Genomic DNA, 16,219 nt, shown 5'->3' on the forward strand with positions numbered 1-16,219 from the left:
CGTCGAGCTGTCGGTCCGGCCTCGGTAACCTGGGCCAATGCTCAAGGACGTCACCGCCACCCGCTACATCACGCCCCTGCGGGAGGGCGGTTCGCTGCCGGGGCTCGTCGAGGCCGACGACTACGGGACGTACGTCCTGAAGTTCACCGGCGCGGGACAGGGCCGCAAGACGCTCGTCGCCGAGGTCGTCTGCGGCGAACTCGCCCGCCGGCTCGGCCTGCGGATGCCCCGGCTGGTCACCGTCCGGCTCGACCCGGTCCTCGGACTCGCCGAACCCGACCAGCAGGTCCAGGACCTGATCCGGGCCAGCGGCGGCACCAACCTCGGCATGGACTTCCTCTCCGGCGCCCTCGGCTTCGACCCGCTGGCGTTCGAGGTGAGCGCCGAGGACGCCGGCCGGATCGTCTGGTTCGACGCGCTGATCAACAACGTCGACCGGTCCTGGCGCAACCCCAACCTGCTCATGCACCGCGACGAACTCTGGCTCATCGACCACGGCGCGACGATGATCTGGCACCACAACTGGCCCGCCGCCGAAGCCTCCGCCGCCCGCCCGTACGACGCCTCGGACCACGCGCTGATCTCGTTCGCGCCGGACGTCGCGGGCGCCGCCGAGGAGCTGGCGCCGCGCGTCACCGAGGAACTCCTCGCCGAGGTCACCGCCGAGATCCCGGACGACTGGCTGCGCGACGAGCCCGGTTTCGACGACCCCGACGAGCTGCGGCGGGCGTACGCGCGGCCGTTGCTCGCGCGGGCCGCCGACATCCACACGCGCGTGAAGGGGATCAGCGCATGACCGAGCACCTCACCCACATGGCCGGACAGCTCACCGAGCGGCACATCACCCGCTCCGGACAGGGCTCCCCCGCGGGGGACGTCTACGAGTACGCGCTGCTGCGGATCGTCCCGCGCGTGGAGCGCGGGGAGTGCGTCAACGCGGGCGTGCTCCTGTACTGCCGGGCCAAGGGGTACGTGGGTGCGCGCACCCACCTCGACGAGGCGCGGCTGCTCGCGCTCGACCCGAGGGCGGACGTCGAGGGCGTGCGGGCGGCGCTGGGGGCCGTGGAGCGGGTCTGCGAGGCCGCCGGGCAGAGCGCGCAGGACGATCCCGGGCGGCGGTTCCGGTGGCTCGTCGCGCCGCGCTCGACGATCGTGCAGCCGGGGCCCGTGCACACGGGGCTGACCGGCGATCCGGCGGCGGAGGCGGAGCGGTTGCTGGATCTGCTGGTGAGGTGAACGGATCTGCCGACGGGGTGAACGGATCTGCCGGTGGGGTGATCCGTCACACCCGTCCGGTGTCCCGTTGACACGGAGTGCCGGGGCTTCTAGCGTCACGGGTGGCGAAGGTACTAAGCGGTTGCTCACTGAATCTCAGGGCCGCGGATTTTCTCCAGAGGGATTTCTCAAGGGCGAGGAGAAGCAGCACATGTCCACCACTGAACAGCGGGTCGCGATCGTCACCGGTGCGGCGCGCGGCATCGGTGCCGCCACCGCCGTACGGCTGGCCGCCGAGGGCCGCGCGGTCGCCGTGATCGACCTGGACGAGGCCGCCTGCAAGGACACCGTCGAGCAGATCACCGCGGCCGGCGGCCGGGCGATCGCCGTCGGCGCGGACGTCTCCGACGAGGCGCAGGTCGAGGCGGCCGTCGCACGCGTCGCCGAGGAGCTGGGCGCCCCGACGATCCTGGTCAACAACGCGGGCGTCCTGCGCGACAACCTGCTGTTCAAGATGAGCGCCTCGGACTGGGACACCGTCCTGGGCGTCCACCTTCGCGGGTCGTTCCTGATGGCCCGCGCGGTGCAGAAGCACATGGTCGACGCCGGCTTCGGCCGTATCGTCAACCTCTCCTCGTCCTCGGCGCTCGGCAACCGCGGCCAGGCCAACTACTCCGCCGCCAAGGCCGGGTTGCAGGGCTTCACCAAGACCCTCGCCATCGAGCTCGGCAAGTTCGGCATCACCGCCAACTCCGTCGCCCCCGGCTTCATCGCCACCGAGATGACCAAGGCCACCGCCGACCGGGTCAAGATGGACTTCGACGAGTTCAAGAAGGCCGCCGCCACCCAGATCCCCGTGCAGCGCGTCGGCGAGCCCGAGGACATCGCCAACGCCATCGCCTTCTTCACCGGCGAGGCGGCCGGATTCGTCTCCGGCCAGGTCATGTACGTCGCCGGCGGACCGCTCAACTAGCCCCGCGCACCTAGGAAGCACTGAGCCATGACTGTGGAACTCTCCGGCAAGGTCGCGCTCGTCACGGGCGCCAGCCGAGGCATCGGGTACGGCGTCGCCGAGGCGTTCGTCGCGCGCGGCGACAGGGTCGTCATCACCGGCCGCAACGAGGACACGTTGAAGGAGGCCGTCGAGAAGCTCGGCGCGGAGCGGGTCATCGGCGTCGCCGGCAAGGCGCACGACCTCGACCACCAGAGCGAGGTCGTCGACCGGGCGATGGAAGCGTTCGGACGCGTCGACTACCTGGTCAACAACGCCGGTACCAACCCGGTGTTCGGGCCGCTCGCCGACCTCGACCTGAACGTCGCCCGCAAGGTCTACGAGACCAACGTGATCTCCGCGCTCGGCTTCGCGCAGAAGACCTGGCACGCCTGGCAGAAGGAGAACGGCGGCGCGATCGTCAACATCGCCTCCGTGTCCGGGATCGCGCCCTCGCCGTTCATCGCCGCCTACGGCATGAGCAAGGCCGCGATGATCAACCTCACCCAGCAGCTCGCGCACGAGTTCGCGCCGAAGGTCCGCGTCAACGCGATCGCGCCGGCCGTCGTGAAGACGAAGTTCGCGGAGGCGCTGTACGAGGGGCGTGAGGCGGAGGCCGCCGCCGCGTACCCGCTCGGGCGGCTCGGGGTGCCGTCCGACATCGGGGGGACGGCCGCGTTCCTCACGTCCGACCAGGCCGACTGGATCACCGGGCAGACGCTGGTGGTCGACGGCGGGATCTTCCTCAACGCCGCTGTGGGATAAACGCAGTTGGGCCTCGGCCGGGCCTCTTCACGAAGGCGTCGCCCCTGACCTGGGGCGGCGCCTTCGTCGTACGCGGACGGGCACTTCGGCATGCGAATACGTGTACGAGGAACCGGTTCGCCGCGCTTCGCACTGCGGTAGGGTCTCGCGCCAACCCCCCTTGGTACGGCCGATCGAGGAGCGTGCGCGTGTTCATGAAGCGAAGCCTGCGGGGTCTGGCGGCCTTCGCCTCCCTCGGGATGGCTGTGAGCTGCGGCTACCTCTCCGGGGGCGGATCGGGCGACCAGGGCCCCATCGTCGTCGGCACCACCAGCGCGCCCAGCACCCTCGACCCGGCCGGATCGTGGGACGGCTCCTGGGAGTTGTTCCGCAACGTCTACCAGACGCTCCTCGCCTACCCGAACGGCGCGACCACGCCCGAGCCGGACGCCGCGAAGAGCTGCGCCTTCAGCTCCGACCACCGCGTCTACCGCTGCGAGCTGAAGGACGGGCTGAAGTTCTCCAACGGCGACAAGCTGGACGCCGAGGCCGTCAAGCACTCCGTCGAGCGCATCCGGGCGATCAACGCGCAGACCGGGCCCGCCGGGCTCCTCGGCAGCCTCGACAAGGTCGAGACCAGCGGGGACCGGGAGGTCGTCTTCCGGCTCAACAAGCCCGACGCGACCTTCCCGTTCGTCCTCGCGACCCCCGCGCTCTCGCTCGTGCCGCCCGTCGACTACCCCGACAACTCGCTGCGCAAGGACTCCCGGGTCATCGGCTCCGGGCCCTACCGGCTCGACTCCTACGAGCAGGGCAAGGAGGCCGTCCTCGTCCGCAATCCGTCGTACAAGGGGCTCGCGAACCGCAAGAACGACGCGGTGACCATCCGGTACTTCCAGGATTCCGCCACCATGGTCAAGTCCCTGCGCGACGGCGGGATCGACATCACCTACCAGGGGCTCGCCGCCGACGACGTCGTCTCCCTGGAGGGCAAGAGCGACGAGAACAAGGGACTCGAGCTGTACGAGGGGGCCGGCAGCGCCATCAACTACCTCGTCTTCAACCCCAAGGACAAGGCGGCGAACAACATCGCCGTGCGGCAGGCGATCGCCCAGACCATCGACCGCCCGGCCATCGCCCACAAGGTCTACCAGGACACCGTCGAGCCCCTGTACTCCATGGTGCCGCAGGGCCTCACCGGGCACACGACGCCCTACTTCGACGTCTTCGGCGACCCCGATCCGGCCAAGGCGAAGAAGATCCTCGACGAGGCCGGCGTCACCACGCCCGTCCCGCTCACCCTCTGGTACACCAGCGACCGGTACGGCTCCGACACCGGGCTCGAATTCAAGGAGATCAAGGCCCAGTTGGACGGGTCCGGGCTGTTCCGGGTCACCCTCAACAGTCGGCCCTGGAACACGTACGTCGTCGGCTACGAGAAGGGGGAGTACCCCGTGTTCGGGCGGGGGTGGCAGCCGGACTTCCCCGATCCCGACAACTTCATCGCGCCGTTCGTGGGGCAGCAGAACGCGCTCGGGACGCCGTACGCCGTCAAGAAGATCACCGATGTGCTGCTGCCGCGGTCGCGGGAGCAGAGCAACCGGGCCGACGTCGTGAAGGACTTCCAGGAGGCGCAGCGGATTCTCGTCGAGGACGTGCGGCTGCTGCCGTTGTGGCAGGGGAAGCAGTACATCGCGGCGAACGAGGACGTGGGGGGCGCGGAGCGGGCGTTGGACCCGGCGACGATCATGATGGTGTGGGAGTTGTCGCGGAAGACGAGTTGGTGAGCGGGGGCCGGTCTCGGGCCGGCGGTTCCTGAGCGGGCGGTTCCTGGGGGCGGGGGCGATTGTCAGTGGGCGGCGGTAGGTTCTGAGGTCTGGAAGCCATCGCACGACCGAAGGACGTTGACGTGACCGACATCGCCATGCTGCCCGAGTCCTGGCGCGGGATCCTGGGGGACGAACTACAGCAGCCCTACTTCAAGGAGCTGACCGAGTTCGTGGAGGAGGAGCGGGCGAAGGGTCCCGTCTACCCGCCGCGCGAGGAGGTCTTCGCCGCGCTGGAGGCGACGCCGTACGACAAGGTGAAGGTCCTGATCCTCGGTCAGGACCCGTACCACGGCGAGGGGCAGGGGCACGGGCTGTGCTTCTCCGTGCGGCCCGGGGTGCGGATTCCGCCGTCCCTGCGGAACATCTACAAGGAGATGAACTCCGAGCTGGGGGCGCCGGTCCCGGACAACGGGTATCTGATGCCGTGGGCCGAGCAGGGGGTGCTGCTGCTCAACGCCGTGCTGACGGTGCGTGCGGGTGAGGCCAACTCCCACAAGAACAAGGGGTGGGAGAAGTTCACGGACGCGGTGATCGGCGCGGTGGCCTCGCGGCCCGATCCCGCGGTGTTCGTGCTGTGGGGGGCGTATGCGCAGAAGAAGGCGCGGCTGATCGACGCGGAGCGGCATGTCGTGGTGCAGGGGGTGCATCCCTCGCCGTTGTCCGCGAAGGGGGGGTTCTTCGGGTCTCAGCCGTTCACGCAGATCAACGCGGGGGTGGCTGGGCAGGGGCATGAGGCCATCGACTGGACTGTGCCGAATCTGAAGTGAGGGTGGGGTGACGGGCCGACCGGGGCGCGGGGGCGCGCCGGTCGGGTCGGGTGTCGAGGGGGTTGTTGGCGGGCCGGGCGGGGCTTGGGGTGGGGCCTGTCGGTGGGGTGAGGGGGGAATGGCCGGGCCGGGTGGGGTCGGCGAGGTGGTTTGCAGGGCGGGCGGCGAGGGGGGACTCGTAGCCGGGAGGCCGGAGTCCTGCCGGGCCCCCGGGTGGGCCCGTTCGTGGGGCTTGGTGTCGCCGACCGGGTTCTTCGTCGTGGGCGGTTAGCGTCATGGGAGGTACGGACGGCCGACCTGGCACGGAGGGCACGGTGGCGGAGCAGCGGGAGCGGGCAGCGGTGGACGCGTTGCTGACGCGGATCGGGCAGGGCGTGATGTTGCATCACGGGGGTGACCGGGAGGAGGCGCGGGACCGGCTGCTGGTGATGTGGGCGGAGGTGGGGGAGTCGGGGGAGGCCGTGCACCGGTGCACGCTCGCGCACTACCTCGCCGACACGCAGGACGACCCCACCGACGAGCTGGCCTGGGATCTGCGGGCGCTGACGGCGGCCGAGGAGAGTCCGGGGGCCGTACGGTCCCTCTACCCCTCCCTGCACCTCAATCTCGCCGCCGATTACGAGCGGCTCGGGCGGCCCGACGCCGCGCGTACGCATCTGCGGGCGGCGCGGGTGGCGGCGCGAGGGCTGGGGGAGGACGGGTACAGCTCGGGGGTGCGGGAGTCGATCGAGCGGCTCGCGGAGCGGCTGGGCGAGGGGGACGGGGAAGGGGAGGCGTGGGGGCCTTGGGGGCCGGCGATGCGGTGACCTCCGGTGGATCGGCCGCGGTCCGTGCGGGGGTTGATCCGAAATGCCGTGACCAACCCCATACGGTTCGGGTAGCCGTGCGGTAGCGGACCGTCAGCGCTTGCCCCTAGGCTTGTCCGCATGTCCCCCGATCCTGGTGCCCTTGGTTCCGTGCGGTCCGCTGCCGAATTGAACGAGCGGATCAGGTCGTTGTGGCTGCGCGCGGGCGGGTACCTCTCGGCGCACGAGCGCGCGGAGTACGAGTTGCTGGTCGTGGAGTGGGCCGAGGCGATCCGGGGCGAGGTCGTCGAGGCGGCTTGAAGGGCGGACGACGCGGGGTGACTCGTAGGGGTCTCGCTGGGCGTCGGGCGTGGGGTGGGGGTGTGCGGGGCTGAGACCTTGGCTGAGCGCCGGGTTGGGGTGGCGGTGCGGGCGGGGGGAATCCGGCGCGGCGGGGCTGGAGTTGAGGGTGCCCGTACGGTGCTGAGGATGCTGGCCGTGAGCCGTGAGCCGTGAGCCGTGAGCCGTGAGCCGTGAGCCGTGAGCCGTGAGCCGTGAGCCGTGAGCCGTGAGCCGTGAGCCGTGGGGTGTGTCGGTAGGCGTTCGGTTCAGCGACCGCCCGCCACCCGCAGCACCGCCCCCGTCGTGTACGCGGCCTCGTCCGACAGGAGCCACGCCACGGCCGCCGCGATCTCGTCGGCCCGGCCCGGTCTGCCCAGCGGAATCGCGGCGGCGGCCCGATGCGCTCGCCCGGGGTCCCCCATCGCCGCGTGCATCTCGGTGTCGATCATCCCGGGGGCGACGGCGTTGACGCGGATTCCGTCGGCTCCCAGCTCCTTGGACAGCCCGACGGTCAGCGCGTCCACGGCCGCCTTGCTCGCGGCGTAGTGGACGTAGTCCCCGGCGCTGCCGAGCGTCGCCGCGGCCGACGAGATGTTCACGATCGCCCCGCCGCCCCGCGACGCCATCAACTGCGCGGCCCGGCGCGAACACAGCAGTACGCCGAGGAGGTTGACGTCCACCACGCGCCGCAGATCCGCGGGCGCGGCGTCCGCGAGACGCCCCAGCGGACCCGTCACCCCCGCGTTGTTCACCAGCCCCGTCACCGCCCCCAACTCCCCCTCCGCCACCTCGAACAACCGCTCCACATCCGCCTCGACGGACGTGTCGACCCGCACCACGACCGCCCGCCGCCCCGCCTCCCGCACCTCCCTGGCCACCCCCTCCGCCGCCCCCGCGTCCCGCACGTACCCGACCACCACGTCATGCCCGTCCCCACCCAGCCGGCGGCAGATCCCCGCCCCGATCCCCCGACTCCCACCGGTGACGACAGTGACACGGGCCATCACAGAACCTCCGAGTACACGACAGCGAACCCCACCCTAGGCGCAGCCCCCCGACCACCACCCCACCCCTCACAACCGCTTCTTCGTTCGGCAACAGCAAACCCACCACACCGAGTCCACACCCACCGGGCCCGGCGTTGACGCCGTCCGTGCGACATGCGCACAATCTGCGAGCTCTTGAGGGGGAGAGGCACCATGAACGACGTTCGAGGCCACCGCGCGACCATGGGCGCGCTCGCGCTGAACCCGGCGGCGCCGGCAGAGGTCCTGATCCGGCTGCTCCACGAGGAGAGCAAGGCGGCCTGGGACAGCATCACCTGGCGTGCTCTGCCGGACGAGGTGGTGGACGCGATCGTCACGCACCCCTCCCGCAGGTTGCGCATGGCGCTGGCCGGGAATCCCGCGGTGACGCCGGAACAGCGCGCCAGGCTCGTCGACGACGCCGACCCACGCGTCCGCATGGCCTTGGCCGACGGCCCCAACTGGTTCCGCGTTCCTGTGGAGCCGCTGCCCCTGCCCGCACAGCGGCGTCTGCTCGCCGATCCTGACCCACGGGTCCGCGACAGCGCGGCGCACTGCCGCCACACGGCCCCGAGTCTGGTCGCCGGCCTCGCGGACCACCAGGAGGCGGAGCTCCGCCGGGCCGCCTGCGGCGAGTGGAACCTTCTCTCGGAGGACACCCGAAGCCGTCTGCTCCACGACACTGACGACGACGTACGCCGGACGGCCACGACACAGGCGTGCCGGAGCGACGCGGACCTCACGGACCACCTCCTCGCCGAGGGAATCGCCGGCTTCGCCAGACAGGACGTGATCCGGCACGGCGCCATGAACCCGACGACCGCCGAACGCCTCGCGGCGAGCACGGCCGAGGAGGACCGGCGGGAACTGGCCGCCAACCTCGGCGTCCCCATCGACATCGTCAGGCCGTTGGCGTACGACGAGGCGCACGGCGTCCGCCTGGAAGTGTCCGTACGACCCGAACTGACGGAGACGGAACGCGCCGCCGTCGACATCACCATCGAGGAGTCCGACCGGATCTACCCCGTGGAGTGGGTCCTGCGCTGCGACGACCCCGACGTACTGCGCCGCTGTGGCACCTCGTCCAACATCCTGCTGCGCCGCAGTGCCGCCCACAGCCGGCACCTGCCCGCCGACGTCGTCGAGCTGCTCTCGAAGGACGAGGACTACCCCGTACGACTCCTGCTGTGCGAGAACCAGCCGACCGTCGATGGCGAGGTGGTGCTCCGGACGTATCTCGACTGCCAGGTCATCACCAAGAGCGGCCTCCTGCACCACCCGAACTTCCCGCGCACGGGCAACGCGGGACGCTTCGCCGACGACCCTGACCCGGACAGCCGCCTGCTGGTGGGGCTCGACCCCCAGGCACCCGCCGACGTGATCGCCCGGCTGCTCACCGACCCCGACGCGCGTGTCCGCGCCATGGCCGCCGCGCACCCCACGCTGCCGCTGCCCCTCGTCCTCCGCGCCCTGAAAGCCCCCGAGACCGCCTCCCGAGCCCTCGCCAACCCGAGCCTTCCCGTGGACACCATGCACCGATGGCTGGACGACACGGGCATCCCCCGCTGACCCGGCCGTCGGCCCACCAGGCCACTCGCCCAGCCGACGCCGGTCTGTCAGGAGCGCGAAAGCGAGCCGTACGGTTTTCTGCTGCTTGGCGGTGGACTGCCAGCCGCTGAGGTCGGGACGGCGATGATGCGTGTCGTGCGTCGCGACGACGTGGACGTCGACAATGGCGACGGCGTGCTCTCGTTCGGCCGCCCACCGGCACCTCCCGAACCATTGCTCTCGTCTCGTGAACCTCGTTCAGAAGGACCGGAAGATCCCCTCGGGATCATCGTGCGCCCACGCCGCATACTCCTCGAAGCCCAGGTTGCCGATGCTCAGGTTCGCGTGCACTTCATGGACGCCCGCGGGGGCGACGCGGAACTCGCGGCCGAACTCGGTCAGCCGGTCGTAGGACTCGTCGTCCTCGCAGTCCTCCCGCGTCAGCGTGGTGACGGCCAGCAGCGCGTGGCTCTCGGTCCGCATGGTCGTACGGTCGGAGAGGAAGACGACGGACAGCTCGTCGTCGGCGCGGGTCGCGGTCAGCACCTCGTCCACGGTCGCCGCCGCCCAGGCCGGATCGTTGACGAAGTGGACGTCAGCGTCGTACGGCCTGTCTCCCCAGGGCTGCGTCAAGGCCGCTGCCACGTTCTGCCATGCCTGGTCGTCGTGGTAGTCGGTCCTGACGATCAGAGTGTCGTACTCGGCACGTCCGGTGACGGCGGGCAGCGGTCTCATGGAGGTCTCTCCTCGGCGGCATTCGGTGAGTCGTGCCCGACTGTCTCATGCAGGCGTACGCCCCCCCGCCGAGGGCCGAGACGGCGACGTTCCGTCACCGCAGATGCCCCAACACATCCTCCGCCACCTCGAACGGCCGCTCCCGCGGCAGCAACTCCGTCGCCTGGTCCAGGCGGCCCGCGCGGACGTGTTCGTGGATCTGGTGGGCCAGGGGGGTCACGTCCTCGATGCCGACGATCCAGTCGTCCGCGTATCGGGCGGTCGCCTCGCCGGTGAGGCCCAGTTGCAAGGAGCGATGGGGGAGGGGCTGCGAGCGGAGACCCCGTTCCGGGTCCCACTGGACCCGGGCGGGGGACCGCTTCAACTGCCGTTTCCAGTCGGCCTGGTCGGCGTACAGCTCGGGCACGTAGTGGGACAGGCAGGCGTTTCGGAGGGCCCATTCGAAGCCCTCTCGACGGATCTCGACGGCCAGGACGGTCTCCTGGCCCTCCTTCGTGCCCCATCCGCAGCGGTACATCATCCACAGGAACGACGGCTTGATCCAGGTCATGCGCTCCCGGCTCCAGGCAGGCGGAAAGTGGTCGTCGCGGGCCGCGGGGAGGCCGATGTCGGGGCGGTACGCCTGGTAGACGGTGAGGGTCGTGGAGGTGTGGTGGGCGCGGATCTCGCGGATCGGGTGGGGCATGGGGGAAGGGTTGCCGAGAGTGGTGACGCGGGGCCAGTGAATATCGAGTCGGGGACAGTTGGGTGACTGCCTCTTGGTTTGGGGGCGGTGATCCCCAAGACTCGGTGGTATGACCCAGCGTGTGGAACTCGCCACCGTGATGGACCGGTTGGCCGTCGACGAGCTGATCACCGACTACGCGAGAGCCGTGGACGACGCCGACTGGGCGTCGTACGAAGGGCTGTTCGTCGCCGAGGGGCGGGCCGACTACCGGTCGGCCGGGGGGATCGAGGGGAGGGTGGGGGAGGTGGCCGTGTGGCTCGCGGAGAGCATGGCGCTGTTCGGGATGCGCCAGCATCTGATCGTCAACCGGCGGGTCAGTTTCGGGCAACGGGAACAGGATCTGGGGGACACGGCGCGGGTGGAGGCCGACTACGTCAATCCGATGCGGTTCGCGGGCGGGGAGTCTTCCGCGACGGTTCCCGATTTCGTCGCCGGGGGGCGTTACGTCTTCGCGTTGCTGCGGACGTACGACGGTTGGCGGTTCGCCGGGGTGGTCGTGGAGGAGAAATGGCGCCGGCTGGCCGAGCGCGGCCTGTCGTAGATCGCCGGGCACGCGCACACTGGACGCACATCGACCCGGAGGCGCCGTATGACCATCCCCTGGCCCGCCTCCCCCCGTGCGCGTACGGCCCTCGCCGCGCTCACCGGCGCGCTTCCCGTCCTCGCCTTTCCCGCGCCCGGCCTCTGGTGGTGGGCGTACGCGGCGCTCGTGCCCTGGATGCTGCTCGTGCGTACGGCGCCGACCGGGCGCCGGGCGGCGTACGAGGGGTGGGCCGGCGGGTTCGGGTTCATGCTGGCCATGCATCACTGGCTGCTGCCGAGCCTGAACGTGTTCACGTTCGTGATCGCCGGGCTGCTGGGGGCGTTGTGGGCGCCTTGGGGGTGGCTGGTGCGGCGGCTGCTGGGTGGTCCGGGAGGGCCCCGCCCCGGAACCTCCCGCCCCCGAGACGCCGCGATCGCCCTCCTCGTCCTCCCCTCCGCCTGGCTCGCCGTCGAACTCGTCCGCTCCTGGCAAGGACTCGGCGGCCCCTGGGGCATGCTCGGCGCCAGCCAGTGGCAGGTGGACCCGGCGTTGCGGCTCGCCTCCGTCGGCGGCGGCTGGCTGCTGAGCCTCCTCGTCGTCGCCGTGAACACGGCCCTCACGATCCTCGTCGCCGCCCCCGCCGCCCGTACCTCCGCCCTCGCCGCCCTCCTCGCGACGACGGTGGCGACCACCGCCGCGTACGTGTGGGCACCCCGCCCCGGAACCACCGGCCACACCCGGATCGCCGTCGTCCAGGCGGGCGTCGTCGACGGCCCCGACCGCCGCTTCGACCGCGAGGAACAGCTCACCCGCGAACTGATCGGCCAGGACGTCGACCTGGTCGTGTGGGGTGAGAGCAGTGTCGGATACGACCTCAAGGACCGCCCCGACCTGGCGAAACGCCTCGCCGCCCTGTCCGGCGCGACCGGCGCGGACATCCTCGTCAACGTCGACGCGCGCCGCTCCGACCGCCCCGGCATCTACAAGAGCTCGATCCTGATCGGCCCGGACGGTCCGACGGGCGACCGGTACGACAAGATGCGGCTGGTGCCGTTCGGGGAGTACATCCCGGCGCGTTCGCTGCTCGGCTGGGCCACGTCCGTGGGGAAGGCGGCCGGTGAGGACCGGCGCCGGGGCACCCGACAGGTCGTCATGGACGTCGCCCCCGACCTGCGCATCGGCCCGATGATCTGCTTCGAGACGGCGTTCCCCGACATGAGCCGCAACCTGGCCCGTGAGGGCGCCGACCTCCTCGTCGCCCAGTCCTCGACCTCGTCGTTCCAGCACAGCTGGGCCCCCGCGCAGCACGCCTCCCTGGGCGCGCTGCGCGCCGCCGAGACCGGCCGGACGTTCGTCCACGCGACCCTGACCGGCGACTCCGCCGTCTACGACCCGGACGGCCACCGCATCGGCCGCACCCTCGGTACGACCGACAGCGCCACGGCCGTGTACGAGGTCCCGCTCACCGAAGGCCGGACGCTGTACGCCCGCTACGGCGACTGGACGGTGTACGCGGCCCTCCTCACGCTCGCCGCGTACGCCGTCAGGATCGCCCCGACCCTCCGTGACCGGACACCTCGCGCACGATCCGCTCGCACAGCTCATGAGTCGCCAGCGCGTCCCGCGCGCTGAGCGTCCGCCCCGCCCGCACCGCCTCCAGGAACGTCAGCACCACCTGCTCGATGCCGCGCTGCCGGGCCACCGGCACCCAGTCGCCGCGCCGCCGCACACTCGGCTGGCCCTTGTGGTCGACGATCTCGGCGAGGTTGACCACCTGCCGCTTGGTGTCCTGACCGGAGACCTCCAGGATCTCCTCGTTCGACCCGCTCAGCCGGTTCATCACCCCGAGCGCGGTGAAACCGTCGCCCGCCAGTTGCAGCACGACGTGGTGCAGCAGGCCCTCCTCGACCCGGCCGCGCACGGTGACGTCCTCGATCTCGCCCGGCACCAGGAACCGGAGCGTGTCGACGACGTGCACGAAGTCGTCGTACACCATCGTGCGGGGGTCCTCCGGGAGCCCTATGCGGTTCTTCTGCATCAGGATCAGCTCGCGCGGGTGGTCGGCGCACTGGACGTACCCGGGCGCGTGACGCCGGTTGAAGCCGACGGCGAGCGAGACGCCGCGCGCCTCCGCGAGCTCCACCAGCCGTACGCAGTCGTCGAGCCGGTAGGCCAGCGGCTTGTCGACGTACGTCGGGACACCCGCCTCCAGCAGCCGCGTCACCAGCTCCGGGTGCGCCGACGTCGAGGCGTGCACGAACGCGGCGTCGAGGCCCTGGGCGAGGAGCGAGTCGAGGTCGCCGTGCCGCCGGTCCGCCGGGAGCCGGAGCCCGTCGCCGACCTCGTCCAGCGTCGCGGACGTCCGCGTGTGCAGATGCAGATCCAGCCCCGGCAGCCCGCCGAGCACCGGCAGATACGCCTTCCGCGCGATGTCCCCGAGCCCGACACAGCCGACCTTCACCCGCACTCCTCACGTCGCCGTCCGCTCCGCAGCATACGGCGGAGACCAGTCCGCTATGCCGTCGAAGCCTCGCAGCAGCACCCCGGAACCGCCCGCCGACAACACCCTGACGACCGTGTCCCGCAGCCCCGTCGACACCCGTCCCGGCAGCAGACTCAGCCGCCCCGCCCGCACGGCCCGCCGAGCGATGCCCGTCGTGCGCGGCAGCCGCGCGGCCGTGTACGCGGACAGGTCGGCCCGATGGCGCGCGAGCACGACACCGTCCTCGATCGCCTGATTGCCCCCTTGCCCGAGACTCGGCGGCATCGCGTGCGCCGCGTCCCCGAGCAGCGCGACCCGGCCCCGGTGGAACGCGGGGAGGGGTACGGCGAGCCGGTACACGTCGTGGCGCAGGACGTCCCCGGCTCCGACGGCGGCCAGGATCTCCGGCACCGGCCGGTGCCAGTCCCCGTACCGCCGCAGCAGTTCCTCCCGCTCGTCGCCGGCCTGCTCCCCCTCGGGCGCGAGCGCGGCGGCGTACGCGTACACCCGTCCGTCCCGGAGCGGATGCGACCCCCACAACCGCCCCCGTCCCCACGTCTCGTGCGAGGCGAACTCCACACCCGCGAGCGGCACCAGCACCCGCCATGTGGTGAACCCGGCGTACACCGCGTCGGGCCGGTCCGGGAACAGCACCCCGCGTACGACGGAGTGGGCCCCGTCCGCGGCGACGACCAGGTCGGCCTCCAGTTCCCCTTCCGGCGTGGACACGCGGGCCGGCCGTGAGCCGTACCCGGCGTCGGCGAGCGTCGCGCGGACGCCCGTCCGGACGGCGCCCGGCGGGAGGAGCGCGGCGAGCGTGTCGACGAGGGTGGCCCGGGGGAGCAGGACGAGGGGACCGCCGAAACGCCTCCGCGCGGCCTCGGCGCTGGAACGCGAGAGCCAGCGTCCGCCGGGGGACCGGAGCCCGCCGTCCCCCTGCCACGCCGCCAGGTCACGGATCTCGTCGCCGGCCCCGAGTACGTCGAGGGCGCGCAGGGCGTTCGGGGCGAGGGAGATCGCGGAACCGACCGGGGCCAGGGAGGGGGCGCGTTCGAGGACGGTGACCTGGGCACCGGCACGGTGGAGGGCCGCGGCGGCGGTGAGGCCGCCTATGCCGGCGCCGATGACGAGGGTGCGCATGCTTCCTCCTCGGACTACATCTGTAGTGGCGCGTCGACTGTACTACGGGTGTAGTTGGAGGGGGTAGGTTCGGTGCATGCCGGTACACCACCCCACCCCCGAGCCCGAGCGCGTGGCCTCGGTCTCCCGCGCCGACCTCGTCGCCGACGCGGCCATCGCGCTCCTCGCCGAGCGGGGTATGCGGGGCCTCACCCATCGCGCCGTCGACGAGGCCGCCGGGCTCGCGCAGGGGTCCACCTCCAATCTGGCCCGGACCCGTCAGGCACTTCTCGAACTCGCCGTCCGGCGGCACGCCGAGCGGGAGGCGGGCGTGCTGGGCCTCGGTGGACTTCCCGGTCCGGAGGAGGGGGTGGACGCGCTCGCACGCGCGCTCGCCGGCGCCGTACACAGGCTGTTGAGCGAGGAGCGGGTGCTGGTGGTCGCGCGGTACGAGCTGGCGTTGGAGGCCACGCGGCGGGCCGAACTGCGGGAGTTCTACGACGCGACGGGGGCGCGGTTCCGGGAGGCGCTGCGGGGGACGGTCGTGGGGGCCGGGTCCCGGGAGCCCGAACGGCATGTGCTGTCGCTCGTGGCGTGGGCGGACGGGCTGATGTTCTCGTGTGTCGCGGGGGGCTTCGGCGCGCCGTCGCAGGACGAAGTGCGCGATGGGGTGCGGGAGTTGCTGCGGGGGATGCTGTGGCGGTGAAAACGCGTGGCCGGTCGAGGGGGTGTGCGGGATCATGCGGGGATGAGTACGCAGCGCACCGAACCGGCCCAGGACGCGTCCGAGCGGGACATGGTGGAGGGGTGGTTGGAGTATCACCGGCAGACGCTGGCATGGAAGTGCGAGGGGCTGAGTGACGAGCAGTTGAGGACGGCCGCGGTGGCGCCGTCCGAGTTGTCGTTGATGGGGCTCGTCCGGCATATGGCGGAGGTCGAGCGGGGGTGGTTCCGGCGGACTCTCGCGGGGGGTGCGGAGGGGCCGATCTACTACAGCGACGCCGATCCGGACGGGGAGTTCCATCTCACCGAGAAGGACACCTGGGCCGAGGCGTACGCCACCTGGCAGGGGGAGATCGAGGCCGCCCGGGAGCATGCCGCCCGGTTCGCGCTCGACGATCTCTCCGAGGGGAAGGGGCGGTCCACCGGGGAGCCGTTCAGTCTGCGGTGGATCTACACGCACATGATCGAGGAGTACGCCCGCCACAACGGGCACGCGGACCTGCTGCGCGAGCGCATCGACGGCGCCACCGGGGAGTGAGGGGGCGCCCGGGGGCGTGACGCCGGGGGCGCGGCGTCAGTTCGCGCCGACCGGGGCCGTCCGTACGGGGCAGGAGATCACCCGTGCGGGCCAACCTCCGCTTGTCCACCGCCCCTCCGGGCGCCG

Annotated in this window: 18 protein-coding genes; 13 read left to right on the forward strand and 5 right to left on the reverse strand. The window is 71.5% G+C overall.

Translation table 11 applies throughout. From position 1 onward, the window contains the following. The first annotated feature begins 37 nt into the window (after nucleotides 1-37). From ABZX85_RS16400 to ABZX85_RS16435, 8 genes are all read left to right on the forward strand, one after another. Nucleotides 38-796 carry a HipA family kinase gene (locus tag ABZX85_RS16400; protein ID WP_355868012.1) on the forward strand — a complete coding sequence of 253 codons (759 nt, stop codon included), beginning with the start codon at nucleotides 38-40 and terminating at the stop codon, nucleotides 794-796. Further along, on the forward strand, nucleotides 793-1,236 hold the full coding sequence (locus ABZX85_RS16405; RefSeq protein ID WP_355868015.1) for a DUF3037 domain-containing protein: 444 nt from the start codon (nucleotides 793-795) through the stop codon (nucleotides 1,234-1,236). Before ABZX85_RS16400 ends, ABZX85_RS16405 begins: the two co-directional genes overlap by 4 nt. A 190-nt stretch (nucleotides 1,237-1,426) precedes the next feature. Beyond that, complete coding sequence (gene fabG / locus ABZX85_RS16410; RefSeq protein WP_355868018.1) at nucleotides 1,427-2,188, forward strand: 3-oxoacyl-ACP reductase FabG; 762 nt, start codon at nucleotides 1,427-1,429, stop codon at nucleotides 2,186-2,188. Between the two features lie 27 nt (nucleotides 2,189-2,215). Further along, entirely contained in the window at nucleotides 2,216-2,971 is a 756-nt protein-coding gene (locus ABZX85_RS16415) for an SDR family oxidoreductase (protein WP_355868021.1), read from the forward strand. Nucleotides 2,972-3,159: 188 nt separating this feature from the next. Further along, nucleotides 3,160-4,737 (forward strand): ABC transporter substrate-binding protein, encoded by a 1,578-nt coding sequence (locus ABZX85_RS16420; RefSeq protein ID WP_355868024.1) that lies wholly within the window; start codon nucleotides 3,160-3,162, stop codon nucleotides 4,735-4,737. 122 nt (nucleotides 4,738-4,859) lie between these two features. Then, nucleotides 4,860-5,546: a uracil-DNA glycosylase gene (gene ung / locus ABZX85_RS16425; RefSeq protein WP_355868027.1), complete on the forward strand. Its 687-nt coding sequence runs from the start codon at nucleotides 4,860-4,862 to the stop codon at nucleotides 5,544-5,546. 314 nt (nucleotides 5,547-5,860) lie between these two features. Next, nucleotides 5,861-6,352, forward strand: coding sequence for a hypothetical protein (locus tag ABZX85_RS16430; RefSeq protein ID WP_355868030.1), 492 nt, complete (start codon nucleotides 5,861-5,863; stop codon nucleotides 6,350-6,352). Between the two features lie 120 nt (nucleotides 6,353-6,472). Further along, nucleotides 6,473-6,652 carry a hypothetical protein gene (locus ABZX85_RS16435; protein WP_355868033.1) on the forward strand — a complete coding sequence of 60 codons (180 nt, stop codon included), beginning with the start codon at nucleotides 6,473-6,475 and terminating at the stop codon, nucleotides 6,650-6,652. Nucleotides 6,653-6,939: 287 nt separating this feature from the next. On the opposite strand, the gene ABZX85_RS16440 is transcribed toward ABZX85_RS16435, so the two are convergent. Next, on the reverse strand, nucleotides 6,940-7,677 hold the full coding sequence (locus ABZX85_RS16440) for an SDR family oxidoreductase (protein WP_355868036.1): 738 nt from the start codon (nucleotides 7,675-7,677) through the stop codon (nucleotides 6,940-6,942). Nucleotides 7,678-7,872: 195 nt separating this feature from the next. On the opposite strand from ABZX85_RS16440, the gene ABZX85_RS16445 reads away from it, so the two are divergent. Further along, nucleotides 7,873-9,267: a hypothetical protein gene (locus tag ABZX85_RS16445; RefSeq protein ID WP_355868039.1), complete on the forward strand. Its 1,395-nt coding sequence runs from the start codon at nucleotides 7,873-7,875 to the stop codon at nucleotides 9,265-9,267. 237 nt (nucleotides 9,268-9,504) lie between these two features. On the opposite strand, the gene ABZX85_RS16450 is transcribed toward ABZX85_RS16445, so the two are convergent. Then, entirely contained in the window at nucleotides 9,505-9,981 is a 477-nt protein-coding gene (locus ABZX85_RS16450) for a hypothetical protein (protein WP_355868042.1), read from the reverse strand. A gap of 94 nt (nucleotides 9,982-10,075) precedes the next feature. Next, nucleotides 10,076-10,666, reverse strand: a complete 591-nt coding sequence (locus ABZX85_RS16455; RefSeq protein WP_355868045.1) for a DUF4291 domain-containing protein — start codon at nucleotides 10,664-10,666, stop codon at nucleotides 10,076-10,078. A 109-nt stretch (nucleotides 10,667-10,775) separates the two neighbouring features. On the opposite strand from ABZX85_RS16455, the gene ABZX85_RS16460 reads away from it, so the two are divergent. Further along, a complete protein-coding gene (locus tag ABZX85_RS16460; protein ID WP_355868048.1) occupies nucleotides 10,776-11,249 on the forward strand; it encodes a nuclear transport factor 2 family protein in 474 nt (157 codons plus the stop codon). Nucleotides 11,250-11,297: 48 nt separating this feature from the next. Beyond that, on the forward strand, nucleotides 11,298-12,863 hold the full coding sequence (lnt, locus tag ABZX85_RS16465; protein ID WP_355868051.1) for an apolipoprotein N-acyltransferase: 1,566 nt from the start codon (nucleotides 11,298-11,300) through the stop codon (nucleotides 12,861-12,863). On the opposite strand, the gene ABZX85_RS16470 is transcribed toward lnt, so the two are convergent. After that, nucleotides 12,775-13,692 carry a Gfo/Idh/MocA family oxidoreductase gene (locus ABZX85_RS16470; RefSeq protein ID WP_355868054.1) on the reverse strand — a complete coding sequence of 306 codons (918 nt, stop codon included), beginning with the start codon at nucleotides 13,690-13,692 and terminating at the stop codon, nucleotides 12,775-12,777. The genes lnt and ABZX85_RS16470 overlap by 89 nt on opposite strands. Before the next feature lie 9 nt (nucleotides 13,693-13,701). Beyond that, nucleotides 13,702-14,853, reverse strand: a complete 1,152-nt coding sequence (locus tag ABZX85_RS16475) for an FAD-dependent monooxygenase (protein WP_355868057.1) — start codon at nucleotides 14,851-14,853, stop codon at nucleotides 13,702-13,704. Nucleotides 14,854-14,929: 76 nt separating this feature from the next. On the opposite strand from ABZX85_RS16475, the gene ABZX85_RS16480 reads away from it, so the two are divergent. Together ABZX85_RS16480 and ABZX85_RS16485 are read left to right on the forward strand one after the other, a co-directional pair. Beyond that, nucleotides 14,930-15,538: a TetR/AcrR family transcriptional regulator gene (locus ABZX85_RS16480; RefSeq protein WP_355868060.1), complete on the forward strand. Its 609-nt coding sequence runs from the start codon at nucleotides 14,930-14,932 to the stop codon at nucleotides 15,536-15,538. 42 nt (nucleotides 15,539-15,580) lie between these two features. Further along, a complete protein-coding gene (locus ABZX85_RS16485; RefSeq protein ID WP_355868063.1) occupies nucleotides 15,581-16,093 on the forward strand; it encodes a DinB family protein in 513 nt (170 codons plus the stop codon). Nucleotides 16,094-16,219 lie beyond the last annotated feature (126 nt).

This window comes from Streptomyces sp. NPDC004539 (assembly GCF_040610055.1).
In the GTDB taxonomy this organism is placed as follows: Bacteria; Actinomycetota; Actinomycetes; order Streptomycetales; family Streptomycetaceae; genus Streptomyces.

Bases quoted from the DNA above. Each gene is read 5' to 3' on its own strand.
- ABZX85_RS16400 (WP_355868012.1), top strand. From the start codon at position 38: ATGCTCAAGGACGTCACCGCCACCCGCTACATCACGCCCCTGCGGGAG.
- ABZX85_RS16405 (WP_355868015.1), top strand. From the start codon at position 793: ATGACCGAGCACCTCACCCACATGGCCGGACAGCTCACCGAGCGGCAC.
- fabG (WP_355868018.1), top strand. From the start codon at position 1,427: ATGTCCACCACTGAACAGCGGGTCGCGATCGTCACCGGTGCGGCGCGC.
- ABZX85_RS16415 (WP_355868021.1), top strand. From the start codon at position 2,216: ATGACTGTGGAACTCTCCGGCAAGGTCGCGCTCGTCACGGGCGCCAGC.
- ABZX85_RS16435 (WP_355868033.1), top strand. From the start codon at position 6,473: ATGTCCCCCGATCCTGGTGCCCTTGGTTCCGTGCGGTCCGCTGCCGAA.
- ABZX85_RS16440 (WP_355868036.1), bottom strand. From the start codon at position 7,677: ATGGCCCGTGTCACTGTCGTCACCGGTGGGAGTCGGGGGATCGGGGCG.
- ABZX85_RS16445 (WP_355868039.1), top strand. From the start codon at position 7,873: ATGAACGACGTTCGAGGCCACCGCGCGACCATGGGCGCGCTCGCGCTG.
- ABZX85_RS16450 (WP_355868042.1), bottom strand. From the start codon at position 9,981: ATGAGACCGCTGCCCGCCGTCACCGGACGTGCCGAGTACGACACTCTG.
- ABZX85_RS16455 (WP_355868045.1), bottom strand. From the start codon at position 10,666: ATGCCCCACCCGATCCGCGAGATCCGCGCCCACCACACCTCCACGACC.
- ABZX85_RS16460 (WP_355868048.1), top strand. From the start codon at position 10,776: ATGACCCAGCGTGTGGAACTCGCCACCGTGATGGACCGGTTGGCCGTC.
- lnt (WP_355868051.1), top strand. From the start codon at position 11,298: ATGACCATCCCCTGGCCCGCCTCCCCCCGTGCGCGTACGGCCCTCGCC.
- ABZX85_RS16475 (WP_355868057.1), bottom strand. From the start codon at position 14,853: ATGCGCACCCTCGTCATCGGCGCCGGCATAGGCGGCCTCACCGCCGCC.
- ABZX85_RS16480 (WP_355868060.1), top strand. From the start codon at position 14,930: ATGCCGGTACACCACCCCACCCCCGAGCCCGAGCGCGTGGCCTCGGTC.
- ABZX85_RS16485 (WP_355868063.1), top strand. From the start codon at position 15,581: ATGAGTACGCAGCGCACCGAACCGGCCCAGGACGCGTCCGAGCGGGAC.